The sequence below is a fragment of the Bacteroides sp. RCH18 genome, assembly GCF_058231005.1.
Map to the genome: position 1 here is coordinate 768,390 of NZ_JBIPTC010000001.1, position 13,287 is coordinate 781,676.

The 13,287-nt window shown below is 43.6% G+C and carries 12 protein-coding genes and 1 pseudogene; 3 read left to right on the forward strand and 10 right to left on the reverse strand.

The features are described 5' to 3' along the window. Positions 1 to 171: 171 nt before the first annotated feature. Positions 172 to 288: pseudogene (locus ACHLI0_RS02925) on the reverse strand (RtcB family protein); the annotation flags it as partial. 206 nt (positions 289 to 494) lie between these two features. Here ACHLI0_RS02925 and ACHLI0_RS02930 point away from each other — a divergent pair. From ACHLI0_RS02930 to ACHLI0_RS02940, 3 genes are all read left to right on the forward strand, one after another. Continuing rightward, complete coding sequence (locus tag ACHLI0_RS02930; protein WP_490748408.1) at positions 495 to 1,403, forward strand: SDR family oxidoreductase; 909 nt, start codon at positions 495 to 497, stop codon at positions 1,401 to 1,403. 530 nt (positions 1,404 to 1,933) lie between these two features. Next, the gene (locus ACHLI0_RS02935; protein ID WP_008765593.1) at positions 1,934 to 2,212 is read left to right on the forward strand and encodes a LysO family transporter; all 279 of its coding nucleotides are present in this window, start codon (positions 1,934 to 1,936) and stop codon (positions 2,210 to 2,212) included. Further along, the gene (locus ACHLI0_RS02940; protein ID WP_008761396.1) at positions 2,209 to 2,829 is read left to right on the forward strand and encodes a LysO family transporter; all 621 of its coding nucleotides are present in this window, start codon (positions 2,209 to 2,211) and stop codon (positions 2,827 to 2,829) included. The genes ACHLI0_RS02935 and ACHLI0_RS02940 overlap by 4 nt, the downstream gene beginning before the upstream one ends. A gap of 98 nt (positions 2,830 to 2,927) precedes the next feature. On the opposite strand, the gene ACHLI0_RS02945 is transcribed toward ACHLI0_RS02940, so the two are convergent. From ACHLI0_RS02945 to ACHLI0_RS02985, 9 genes are all read right to left on the reverse strand, one after another. Further along, entirely contained in the window at positions 2,928 to 5,486 is a 2,559-nt protein-coding gene (locus ACHLI0_RS02945) for a helix-turn-helix domain-containing protein (protein ID WP_490748409.1), read from the reverse strand. Between the two features lie 235 nt (positions 5,487 to 5,721). Then, the gene (locus ACHLI0_RS02950; RefSeq protein WP_490748410.1) at positions 5,722 to 7,626 is read right to left on the reverse strand and encodes an LruC domain-containing protein; all 1,905 of its coding nucleotides are present in this window, start codon (positions 7,624 to 7,626) and stop codon (positions 5,722 to 5,724) included. A 164-nt stretch (positions 7,627 to 7,790) separates the two neighbouring features. Beyond that, positions 7,791 to 8,687, reverse strand: a complete 897-nt coding sequence (locus ACHLI0_RS02955) for a F0F1 ATP synthase subunit gamma (RefSeq protein ID WP_195567880.1) — start codon at positions 8,685 to 8,687, stop codon at positions 7,791 to 7,793. An 89-nt stretch (positions 8,688 to 8,776) separates the two neighbouring features. Next, positions 8,777 to 10,360, reverse strand: coding sequence for a F0F1 ATP synthase subunit alpha (gene atpA, locus ACHLI0_RS02960; RefSeq protein WP_490748411.1), 1,584 nt, complete (start codon positions 10,358 to 10,360; stop codon positions 8,777 to 8,779). Continuing rightward, positions 10,360 to 10,920 carry a F0F1 ATP synthase subunit delta gene (locus tag ACHLI0_RS02965; protein ID WP_055218113.1) on the reverse strand — a complete coding sequence of 187 codons (561 nt, stop codon included), beginning with the start codon at positions 10,918 to 10,920 and terminating at the stop codon, positions 10,360 to 10,362. Before ACHLI0_RS02965 ends, atpA begins: the two co-directional genes overlap by 1 nt. A 5-nt stretch (positions 10,921 to 10,925) precedes the next feature. Further along, a complete protein-coding gene (gene atpF / locus ACHLI0_RS02970; RefSeq protein WP_055218115.1) occupies positions 10,926 to 11,429 on the reverse strand; it encodes a F0F1 ATP synthase subunit B in 504 nt (167 codons plus the stop codon). Positions 11,430 to 11,441: 12 nt separating this feature from the next. Beyond that, the gene (gene atpE / locus ACHLI0_RS02975; RefSeq protein WP_004295758.1) at positions 11,442 to 11,699 is read right to left on the reverse strand and encodes an ATP synthase F0 subunit C; all 258 of its coding nucleotides are present in this window, start codon (positions 11,697 to 11,699) and stop codon (positions 11,442 to 11,444) included. Between the two features lie 58 nt (positions 11,700 to 11,757). Then, on the reverse strand, positions 11,758 to 12,864 hold the full coding sequence (gene atpB, locus ACHLI0_RS02980; RefSeq protein WP_103877764.1) for a F0F1 ATP synthase subunit A: 1,107 nt from the start codon (positions 12,862 to 12,864) through the stop codon (positions 11,758 to 11,760). Then, positions 12,848 to 13,282, reverse strand: coding sequence for a hypothetical protein (locus tag ACHLI0_RS02985; protein ID WP_008765589.1), 435 nt, complete (start codon positions 13,280 to 13,282; stop codon positions 12,848 to 12,850). The genes atpB and ACHLI0_RS02985 overlap by 17 nt, the downstream gene beginning before the upstream one ends. Positions 13,283 to 13,287: the final 5 nt, after the last annotated feature.

A 13,287-nucleotide genomic window follows, 5' to 3' on the forward strand; every position in this document is an offset into this window, starting at 1 on the left:
ATTCTTAATCAATGTTATAAAACATACTATTTTTCTTGGATAATTTGCTAAGTTCGCAGAAGTCCGTATCTTTGCAATGTGTTTTTCATAGTATTAGATTTAAGGTTAACAAAGGTTGGAGCAAGGCGTTGCTCCTTTTTTTATATCCATACCTCATCTCGTCAGCTAATTTTATCCTTTGATCACCGCCATAGGCGCCAATTCCACCAAAGGCTTTACTAAATCCCGCTCATTAGCGATTACCTGCGCAATATCTTTGTAAGCTCCCGGTGCTTCATCCAATCCATCCGGCATGCGCATCGGACCTGATAATGATATGCTTAAATTCGCAAAAGAGCAAAATAAAAAGGGAACTACAAAATCTATTTGCGTAACTAAAATTATTTTCTACTTTTGTGAAAATAAATATAGAAAAACCATATTTCTGAACCGAAACTCACTCATGTGACTGAGAAAAACTCATATGACTGAAACGAACGACTATAAAACAGCCCATGAAGAATATAATGATTATCGGTGCCAATGGATTCACCGGACGCCAAATACTGAATGACCTGTCAAGCAAGGCACAATATAAGGTAACAGGATGTTCCCTGCATCCGGATATCCTTCCGAAGAATGAAGACAACTATCATTTCACCACCACAGATATACGGGATGAAGCAGCTGTAAAGCAACTTTTCAAAGAGGTACAACCCGATGTGGTCATCAACTGTTCCGCCTTATCCGTCCCCGATTATTGCGAAACGCATCACGAAGAAGCCTGGCTAACAAATGTTACGGCAGTAGAACAATTGGCACATCTCTGCGAAAGTTACAAAAGCCGGTTCGTTCATTTATCTACAGACTTTATCTTTGACGGAAAGATAGACGAGAAGTCCGGACAGCTTTATACAGAAGAAAGTCTCCCCGCTCCTGTCAACTATTACGGTTTCACCAAATGGAAAGGAGAAGAGAAAGTGGCTGAAATCTGTAGTAACTATGCCATTGCCCGCGTAGAGATTGTCTACGGAAAAGCACTACCGGGACAGCATGGAAACATCGTGCAACTGGTGATGAATCGTTTGAATGCAGGACAAGAAATCCGTGTCGTATCAGATCAATGGCGCACGCCCACCTATGTAGGTGATGTATCAGCCGGAGTGCAACACCTGGTAGAAAATGCCGCAAACGGAATTTTTCATATCTGTGGCGACGAATGCCTGACCATTGCAGAAATTGCTTTTCAGGTAGCAGACTACATGAAGCTGGACCGTTCGCTCGTTCACCCTGCCACAACGGAAGAAATGCAAGAAGCTACTCCCCGTCCCCGTTTCAGTGGAATGAGCATAGCAAAAGCCCGGACTATACTTGGTTACCAGCCACGAAAGCTGAAAGACATCCTCATGGAGTGGAAACATTAACCGGCAAATCCTATTAATCAGATTGTTTGCACAAATGAAAGTATGTGCTCTACACAACATAGAAATTTGACTCAGGCATCGAACTGGCAACTAAATAAAAATGATATAAGCACATAATACATAAAGGTTAAGGTCTACATAACCAAGTTTTTACTACATTCTATTTCTTGCTTCAGCTACCCTACCCACTCTAATTATTGCATATTTATTTTGAAAATATGCAATAAATTCTTATCTTTGCACCCGAATTAAAGAACCAGAAGATGAATCAAACATTACAATTACATAACGCCCTTATATTTCATGCGGAAATTCCCAATTTCTGCACGTCATGTTGCGTGCATGTACATTGGTTCAGCGGATTCATCTAAATTCCCCTTATCCATTCTTATCCCCAACTGCCTGTTGACTTATTTCGTTACTCAACAGACAGTATTTTTACCTGATTGTCAATAAGATGTATATCTTTTTGGGGATTATCCATGCTATTTATGAATTGTTTAACCTAACCAACTAAAATATATTACAATATGTTCTCTATTATATCTACCATGTTTTTGGGAATCGGTATCGGATACGGATTGCGCAACTGGAGTATCTTACAAAAGACTGAAAAGACAATTTCTCTTACAATATTCCTGTTACTCTTTATCCTTGGAGTATCCATTGGCTCTAATAGCCTGATTGTGAATAATCTCGGCAAGTTTGGATGGCAGGCGATCATTCTTGCCGTATCTGGCGTATTAGGGAGCTTGTTGGCTGCCCGGCTTGTGTTACAACTATTTTTCAAGAAAGGAGGTAAACAATGAAAGGAAGTCTCATCGTTATCGTATTTTTCTGTGTAGGCTGTATCATGGGAGTTTTTAATAAATTCCAGTTCGACACACATACTGTTTCCATGTATATACTTTATGCGTTGATGCTGCAAGTAGGAATCAGTATCGGTTCCAATAAAAACCTGAAAGCAATCATCTCACATTTGCACCCGAAAATGCTGCTGATTCCGTTGGGTACCATTACCGGCACATTGTTGTTTTCTGCCTTGGCAAGCATTTTGCTAAGTCAATGGAGTGTATTCGACTGTATGGCAGTAGGAAGCGGATTCGCCTATTATTCGCTGTCTTCCATCCTGATCACTCAGTTCAAGGAACCGACCATCGGAATACAGTTGGCTACAGAACTGGGTACCATTGCCCTGCTGACTAATATCTTCCGCGAAATGATGGCACTTTTGGGTACACCGCTTATCAAGAAGTATTTCGGGAAACTTGCTCCCATTTCGGCGGCAGGAGTCAACTCAATGGATGTATTATTACCTTCCATCAGCAGATATTCGGGAAAAGAAATGATTCCTATCGCTATTTTGCATGGTATTCTGATTGATATCAGCGTGCCTGTATTCGTTTCTTTCTTCTGTAACTTATAACTCTGTACCCCATCATACCATAATGTCCGAAAAGCATATCTGACCTATCGTTCTGTCAGTAGCTTTTCGGACATTATTTTTTTATTAAAATGAGTTTTTTAATGCCCCGCCGTCGCCAATACAAAGCGAATATCAGCGTAAGAAACTTCATCTCCCAATGCAGCTTTAATAGCCACCACTCCCATAAACTCATGGGTTTCCAGATAATTCCGGACCTTCTTAATCTTGTCCGCTGTCACTACCTGTTCCAATTTTATTTTATCTTCGCGGAGATAATGTTCCAGATGAGCAGCAATCGTTCCTGTCACCAAATCACGGGTTTTGGCTATCTCCTCTATAGTCATCCCTTGGCAGAACATTTCATAACTCACCAGCTTTGAATCTTTCTTCTTCTCTTTCTGCTTCTCCTTATCCTCATGATGCTGCGCGTCCAGCTTTTGTTCACGTACATCCTCTCCGCCCGAAACAGAAGTAAAAATCTCCGGTCGGTCCAGTTTGTTCTCCTTCATATATTTGCGCACAATGCCCAAAATTTCAAGTCCGTACTTCTCCACTCCTTTTGCGCCGAAATAAGGTATCGCTTCCAAAGCTGTCGGTGTATCCGGCAACAGATTCACAATACCCATCAATGCCTTTTGCTGCATGATCACATAAGCCGGCATATTCACTTCGCGCGTCTTTGCCGTTCTCCATTCCGACAGAGCACGATAAAGTTCCGGATGCAGAATATCCGTCGGAACTTCTACTTTCACCTTTCCTGAATTGCTGTGAGTGCGTTCTTTCCGTTCTTTTTTCTCCTTCGGAGCCTTGGTGGAAAAACCGGAAGAAGCAGTTTCCCCTTCGAGACTCAACATCACTTTCGCCTTCCGTTTCAGATAATCCGTTACCGTAAATTTCTCCGTCCGCATCACATCCAACAAAGACTCTTTAATCCATAAAGCATCATCCAATGCCTGCAAACGTTCATTCAGTTGTTTCCGCAACTCTTTATTATCAAGAGGCATACTGGTCTTGTCAAACAGCACCCGAACAGGAAGCAATGCTTCACAGAAATAAGCAGCACCGGAATGAATCCTTTGCTGTAACTCCTCATTTCCGGCATAGTTCTCATTCTCATTAATCAGACGCGTATATTGATTACGAAAGCGATTAGAGACCTCCACCACCTTCTCTTTGAGATGCGGAGCCAGTTCTTTATACTCAGCAAGCAACTTCGGATAAAGTTTATAAAGCTCTTCATCCATCATCCGAAGCAACCGCTTATAAGCCTGCTCAAGCGAATAGAAATTAAATAAATCATTCAACAGATCATAGAAATAAGCCTTCTGCATATCGTTCAATTGCTTACTTCCCGGTTTATTCTGTTCCACATCTCTTGTGAAATTATCTACAATGCTATCGCTGATTATCGCCTCCCTACGCAAAGGAGTCTCCAACACCATTCCTTCCAGAGTCTTGCAACGGCTCAATGCTACATACGTCTGCCCATGAGCAAAAGAGTTACGAGCATCGATAATCGCCCGCTCAAACGTCAGACCCTGACTCTTATGAATCGTGATAGCCCACGCCAGACGGATGGGATATTGCCGGAACACACCTTCTATTTCTTCCGTGATCTCCTTCGTTTCTTCGTTCAGCACATACTTATAATTCCCCCATTCTTCGGGCAACAACTGAAAGACATCACTACTGTCTTTTCCACGTACGGACATTCCTTTTTCGTCAACACTCATCACTTCGCCTATCATGCCGTTATAGTAACGTTTTTCTGATGAAACGTCATTCTTAAGGAACATGATCTGTGCTCCTTCTTTGACTGTAAGCACTTCATCCGCAGGGTACGAGTACTCAGGAAAATTTCCTTCTATCTCCGCCCGAAAACTATAAGCCCGTCCGGACAGTGATGCCAGTTCACGGTCGTTCACCTGCTGGGCCTGATAGTTATGCGTTGTCAGTCGGATATACCTTTCTTCTTTCCGTGGACGAAAACCGGGCTGATAACGACGATTCAATTCGTTCAACACTTCATCATCTGCTTTATTTTCGCGTATCTTGTTCAGAAGAGAAAGAAAGAAAGTATCACTCTGACGGTAGACTTTCTTTAGTTCGATGGTCATATACACCGTTTCCTTCAGTGCACGGCTGGCAAAAAAGTATGAAGTCTCGTAATGATTCTTCAGCAGTTCCCATTCATTGTCCTTTACCACAGGAGCCAACTGCTGCAAGTCACCGATCATCAGCAACTGCACACCCCCGAAAGGTTTTTCACGGTCACGATAACGACGCAAAGCCGCGTCCACAGCGTCCAGCAAATCTGCACGTACCATACTGATTTCGTCGATAACAAGCAGATCCATGCTGCGGATAATATTCCGTTTCTCTTTGCTGAAACGGTAGTGCATCTTGGCAGAATTGAAAGTTGTTTCCGGCACAAACGGAGCAAAAGACAACTGAAAGAATGAATGAATCGTCACCCCTCCGGCGTTGATAGCTGCGATTCCTGTTGGAGCCAATACGACCATGCGCTTGGGGGTATGTTCTCTCAATCGTTTTAGAAATGTAGTTTTTCCGGTTCCGGCTTTTCCGGTAAGAAACAGATGCGTGCCTGTATTTTCAATGAACTGCCAAGCTAGTTGTAGTTCAGGATTATTTTCCATGTTTCCTCTAATTTTCGGTAAAGGTACTGAATAGATTCCAACCACCGAAATTGAATGTAAGGAAAAGCAATAATCACGCCGGTATTTTCATCATCATTTCTTTACTCCCCAAAATATTTGTATACAAATAAACAAAAAAAGGTCCCGGTTTCTTCTCGCTTGAAGTACACCGGGACCGGATCAAATCAGAACACAAAGTCGTGTCACAGTTATATATCGAAATTGTTTTTGTTTCTTAATTCTTGGGAGACTGATGTTTCTTGTACCAATCTGTAGATTTTGATCCCCAAGAATCAGCCCAATTCTTGAAATAAGGATATTCCGTATCAATGTTATGCGTCTCCGTCACCGGAATGAAATTCAACATCGGAATATCGATGGCAAACGGATAAGCTCCGTCACGATTAATGTAATAGACATCCTTACTAGAACCTATCAGCGATTTGTCAGCATAAGATGTCGATGAATATTTAGGCAGATGTACTTCCGTCCGGTTCTGCTGACCTGCCGCATATTTTACTATAATGTACGGATTATATATCTTCAGATTCTCCTTATTAAAAGTGGCCTTTTCAAAGGTTCTGGTTATCGTACATGGCCCCACTTTGCCCTTAACAGCTTGTTTTACACTTGGGAATACAATAATAGAGGACGTTTCGCTCTCCACTTTTATATCCTTATCCGAAGTCACTTTACCAAACTGTCCTCCATCTATCTGATAAGCAAATGCATTATCATACATCGCTCCGTCGTGTGTGGGCGTAAATGTATCTATAATCTTATTTATCATGTTATCTGCATTGAAATATACAGTGCATTTATATTCCACGATCACATCATTCATATCATAATCGCCTCCGTTAGGCCAAATGTCTTCAAAAGCTAACGTACCTTTTACCCCTTCATCCGCATCCGGTACTTCAATTGGTTTATTGTCATCCGGAATATTGGGTCTGTTCGGATTATCAATAGAACTTTCCGGAGAAGCGTCTACGTAGAATAACAAATCACAATAACTATCATTTGCTCCATCTTCTACACCAATGATAGTTTTCCCACTCTTTTCATCTTTTACTGTAACGAAATTACTATTGTAATTAACCAACTTTATTTCGTTATTACTAAAGTCATAAGCATTAGGAAGAATAAAAAATCCCACAGTATACCCGGCAGGGAAAGTAGTACTAGAGTTACCTTTATCATCAAAATAGAGCAAATGGACTTTATCACCACATCGGAGGACCGGTGCTCCCCAACCGTCTCCTGTAGTCAATGCCACATTGGGGAATATTATATATTTCTTCACCCCCGAATGTACATTAGCATTACCCATATCGTCTGTCCGATAAAAATAATATCCGAAAGTATTATGATATGATGCATCTTTATTTACAAATACAACATCTAAAGAAGTCCCTTCTTGTGTTACTGCGATATTTGCCACATCAGGACTTATAAACAAATAAGAATTATCATAATTGTTTTTACTGAAAAATTGCTTCATACGGCTAACAAGATCACCAATATTTTCATCGCCAACTTTCCCTACATTAGTAATATATGGAGAACGAGGTACACCATTCTCATCCCATGCACATAATGAGTATAAATTTAGTATAGGATTAATAGAATATGGTGCATTTCCATTAAAAGAATAAGAACGCGTTACTGCTTTAGTCTTAGCAGTAGAAGAATCCTTTTTACTCATATCAAAACTAGCCATCCCATCTTTGATATCTAGTTTTACGCATCGGGGCACTCCCCAGCTTGATGTATACAAGTAAACACTTTCTACGGAAGTCGGAATATTCATTTTCCCTTCATATTTTCCATTTCCATCCGTGAAAATTTTGAATAAAGCATCAACTCCTTCTTTCTTTACCGGAACGTTGTCCACTACTTCCATCGGGTCTTCATCATATACTTCAAGTAGAGCCACAAGTCCGGGGACATCATAGTTTACTGAGAGTTTCACGTCGCCACGTGTTTCAAATCCGAAATACTCGCTAGGGTCCGGAAGAGGTTCTTTTCCATAATTAGGATCGTACAGATCTTTTTCCATACATCCAGCCAACAGCCCACCAATCAATGTTGCCGTAGCAATAGCACCAGAAATGCCGAATAATCGCTTTTGTGTCATAATCTATATATTTGTTTTGTTAGTTATCAAGGTTTGTTTTGTTCCCATCAAAACAATCTCACCTCTCAAATAATTTTCAAATATATAGATTATTTAATTACTAGCCGGACAAAGCTTAAAAACGGAATACCGATTCACAAAATAGTGTTATCGTGCAAAGTTATTTACTGCATAGAGCCACCCACGATATCCAATAATTCGTTGGTAATAGCTTGCTGGCGACTCTTATTATATTGCTTTGTCAAATCCTGAATCAATTCGTTCGCATTGTCCGTAGCCACCTGCATCGCCAATGTGCGTGCCGCATGTTCCGAAGCGTTCGAATCCACGGCAGCCGTAAAGAGTTTCTGGCTCAATACCGTCGGGATCAGGTTGGCGATCAGTTCCTCTGCAGAAGGTTCGATAATATAATCATTCGCTATTTCACCTCCTTGTACTTCTTCTTCCTTTTGCTTCTCTTCCTCATCAACGACCCGTGTCAAGTCGATAGGCAGATAAGTTTCGCGAAGCAGAATCTGCACGCCCATTGATTTAAAATGATGATAGATCAGTTCTACCCGGTCTATTTCTCCGGATACGTACATTTCCATCAGGCGATGCGCCAGTTCGGAAGCCTCCTGATACGAAGGTTTGTCGGAAAGCGTCGGTGAAGTCTCCTGCGGTTGGAATCCCAGACGTTTCACTGCTTCATCCACCTTCTTTCCTACCGGGAATATCAGGATATTATCCTGTCCCAGTGTACGGAACTCGCCGACCGTTTGCAGCAGCATCTTAATCACATTTGCATTAAAAGCACCACAGAGCGACGTATTCGAAGAAAAAACAACGATTGCCACACGCTTCACTTCCCTCGCCTTGATGTAAGGAGATTCAACAGGAAGGTCGGCACTCAGGAAGTTGGTCAGAATCTTGTTGAGCTTCCTTTCGTAAGGCAGCATATTCTCAATGGCTCCTTGTGCCTTGTGTAACTTGGCAGAAGCCACCATCTTCATTGCTGAAGTGATTTTTCGGGTACTCTTTACCGAATTTATTCTGGTTTTTACTTCTTTCAGTGAAGCCATAACTATTTAAATTAAGAATTAAGAATGAGTGTGTGTCAAAAGTCAGTCCCAGTTCAGTTACTATTGACTTTTGACACAGCGTCTTCATTTTATAAATATTGTTTGGCAACCATAGCGGCAGTCTCTTCGATAGCCTTGGTCACGTTATCGTCTATCACACCGGTTCTCAGAACGTCCAGCACATCTTCCTGATGATTGAGTTGCAGAGATTCGATGAAACTGCGTTCAAAGTCCTGTACGTTTTCCAAGGGAACATCGTGGAGCAGACCGTGTGTACCGCAATACAGGATTGTAATCTGTTGTTCTACCGGCATCGGACTATACTGAGGCTGAATCAGCAATTGCGCATTCTTACGTCCCTTGTCGATAGTCATCGCCGTAATGGGGTCCATATCACTGCTAAACTTGGAGAAGGCTTCCAGTTCACGATACTGCGCCTGGTCCATCTTCAAGGTTCCGGCCACTTTTTTCATCGCCTTAATCTGCGCGTTACCACCTACACGGGATACAGAAATACCGACATTGATAGCCGGGCGGACACCTTGATTAAACAAGTCCGTTTCGAGGAATATCTGTCCGTCGGTAATAGAAATCACGTTCGTAGGGATATATGCCGAAACGTCTCCTGCCTGTGTCTCAATGATAGGCAGAGCCGTAAGTGAGCCACCACCTTTCACGATATCTTTCAGACTCTCCGGAAGATCGTTCATTTCGCGTGCCACATCTTCTTCCTTGATGATCTTTGCCGCACGTTCCAACAGACGGGAGTGCAGGTAGAAAATATCACCCGGATACGCCTCACGTCCGGACGGACGGCGAAGAATCAACGATACTTCCCGATAAGCAACTGCCTGCTTGGAAAGGTCATCATAAACCACCAGCGCATGGCGGCCGGTATCACGGAAATATTCACCGATGGCAGCTCCTGCAAACGGTGCATAATACTGCAACGCAGCCGGATCGCCTGCCGTAGCGGCTACGACAATCGTGTAATCCATTGCTCCATACTCGCGGAGCGTATTTACGATAGAAGCCACGGTAGAACCTTTCTGACCGATAGCCACATAAATACAGTACACCGGGTCACCTGCCAGAAAGTTATTGCGCTGATTGATAATCGTATCAATCGCAATGGAAGTTTTTCCTGTCTGACGGTCGCCGATAATCAGCTCACGTTGTCCGCGTCCAATAGGGATCATGGCATCTACTGCCTTCAGACCTGTCTGCAACGGTTGGTTCACAGGCTGGCGGTAGATAACTCCCGGTGCTTTGCGTTCCAACGGCATTTCATAGAGGTCGCCGCCAATCAGCCCTTTTCCGTCGAGCGGTTCGCCCAGCGGGTCGATGACACGTCCCAGCATGCTTTCACCTACACGGATTGAGGCGATACGCTTGGTACGTTTCACAATAAAGCCTTCCTTGATTCTGTCGGTAGGTCCCAGCAGAACGGCACCCACGTTGTCCTCTTCGAGGTTCATTACAATGGCTTTGATGCCGTTGTCAAACTCCAGCAATTCGTTGGCTTCGGCGTTCCGCAATCCGTAGATACGTACCACTCCGTCGCTTACCTGGAGCACCGTACCGATCTCGTCGAGCTGCACGTTGGTGTTGATACCTTCGAGCTGCTTACGCAATATATCGGATACTTCGCTTACTCTTATATTTTCAGACATTATACAATTCTCCTATTCTTATCAATAAACTGTTGTTTCACTCGTTTCAACTGTGTGGCAATGCTTGCATCGAGCCGATAATCATTGATATCGAAGATGAAGCCCCCCTCTATCGAGGGATCGATCACAGTATCCAGTTCCATTTGAGCATGCAGAATATGTGCTGCTGCGGAACGGATGCGGTCTTCTGTCTCCTTGTCCACCGGGACTGCCGTGATCAGCTTGCCTACTCCGATGTGTTTCAGTTTCCGGTAAAGATCGAGATACATCAGGCTGATGAACTGCAAATAGCCTTCGCGCCTGTTTCGCAGAACCAGCGTGATGAAACGGACAAACTCTCTGCTGGATTCACCGTTACCATCGGCAGCCGTACATATCAGCGCCAACTTGTCTTTTACCGACACCACAGGATTATCAAGCACTTCGCGCAGTTCCGGCTGGGCACGAAAGCTGTGAGATAATGTAAAGAACTCGTTGTAGAGTCTGTCTTCCACACCTTTCTCCTGCGCGTATTCGATCATCGCTTTGGCATATCGCATTGAGAGTACTCCGACTTCCATCTTCCTTAATTCTTATTAGAGGTTAATACTTCATCCAGCATACGGTCGATCATTCCCATCTGGGATTCTTTGTCCTGAAGGTTTTTACGGAGCACCTTCTCGGCGATATCGACAGAAAGCACAGCTACCTGGCGACGGATGTCGCGGATCGCTTCGTCCTTCTCTATCTGGATTTGTTGCTTCACCGCATCCAGCTCCTTCTGTGCGGCTATCTCTGCTTGCTTACGGGCCTCGTGAACAATCTTGTCACGTTCTTCCATTGCCTCCTTCAAGATTCGTCCTTGTTCCTTGTTGGCAGCAGCCACAAGCGCCTCGCCCTCTTCCTTCAAATGAGCTAACTGGGCGTTGGCTTCTCTTGCCACCTCCAAGGACTGGTCGATATAGGTTTTACGGCCTTCCACCATCTTGATGATGATGGGAAAACCGTATTTCGCCAATATCACGAACACAACCCCGAATGCGACAAACATCCAGAACAACAGGCCACTATCAGGTAATAGTAATGACATATCTATTTAATATTACAGGAAGAATACCAATAGACATACTACTACCGCCAACAGAGCCACACCTTCGATCAAGGCGGCGGCGATAATCATATTCATACGGATATCACCCGAGGCTTCCGGCTGGCGTGCGATAGCTTCCATAGCCGAACCACCAATCTTACCAATCCCCAAACCAGCTCCGATTACTGCAAGACCTGCACCGATAGCTGCACCTAATTTACTTACTCCTACTGCTGCTGCAGTGGCTTGTAACAATACTGATAGTAACATAATTTTCAGTTTTAAAATGGTTTATTTTCTCGTTTATTTATTTGCTCTCTCTTCGCGTTTATTCCGCTTTTACTTTTGCACCTTCCTGCGCCAATCCGATAAATACGGCCGAAAGCATGGTGAATACGTATGCCTGGATGAAAGCTACCAACAGTTCAAGCGCATTCATAAAGATGTTGAACAGTACGGAAGCTACCGTCAGTGTACCGTTGAGCGCAGGTCCCATGCTTGCCGAGATAAAGATCAGGCAAGTCAGTACCAGCATCGCCATATGTCCCGCCAGCATATTGGCAAAAAGACGGATCATCAAGGCAAACGGTTTCGTAAAGATTCCGAAGAACTCGATGAAAGGCATCATCGGTACAGGCACTTTCAGCCACCAGGGCACATCCGGCCAAAAGATATCTTTCCAGTAATGTTTCGTTCCAAAGATGTTGACTGCAAGGAACGTACAGATAGCAAGCACCATAGTAATGGCAATGTTTCCCGTCACATTCGCACCACCGGGGAAGAAAGGAATCAGCCCCATGATGTTATTAATGAAAATGAAGAAAAACGCAGTCAGCAGATACGGTGCAAACTTCCGGTAGTTGGGTCCGACACAACTCTTGATGATATCATCGTTCACCATCATGATAAACATTTCCATGAATCCGATAAAACCACCCGGTGCCAATGCTCCCTGCGGACGCTTCCTGTACCATTGCGCCACACTCAGCACGATAACCAGCAGCAGCACACTGTTGAACAACAAAGCGAATGTCACCTTCGTAATGGAAATGTCCCACGGACGAACCTGCTCTCCGGCTGCATTATACTCCACCAGTTTGCCTTCGTACTTACTTCCTTCGGGGGCGACGGAGAGCCCTTCATAAGTGCCTCCATTCTCAGCGAGACGGGAAGAAAGGAACGTATGCCAACCTGTAGTAGAACTATAAACAATGATAGGTAATGGTATAGTAATATGCGTTTTACCCCACGTCGTAATATGCCATTCATATGAGTCGCCGATATGCCCGAACACGATCTCCTTCACATCGACCGTATTCTCTTTCTGCTCCTGCGGAGTCACATCTTCCTGTGTCTGCGCAGAGACCGGCAGACCAGCTACCAACATCAGGCAGAGCAAAAATATCGGAGCTACTATGTTACGCAACTGTTTCATTTTTATTCTTATTTTTCTTTTTCCGTTTCAGGTTCACTTCAAAGGAGAAGAAGAACCACGTTTCATATATCAGATACAACAGATAGAACGAGATAAACGTCAGCAAGAAAGCCTTGGCTTCTTCGCGTACTGCCAGACAATAAATCAGCAGCAGAATCAGCGAGAGAATCATTTTTATCATCTTCATTGCCAGATACAGCAGCGACAACTTCTGCGGAGCATGCCGCCGACACGCATCGAACATATAAATACTAAACAAACCGAAGATATAGAAGTATACCGGTATAAACGGATATCCTCCGAAATAATGCCCCGGCAAGGCTATGTGTAAAATCACTGCTCCCGCTGCTCCGCTTAGTATAGCAAACAGCGTATTCAGTGCGATAAAATTCCGTTTAGTCTTACTAATGTTCACCATGTCTT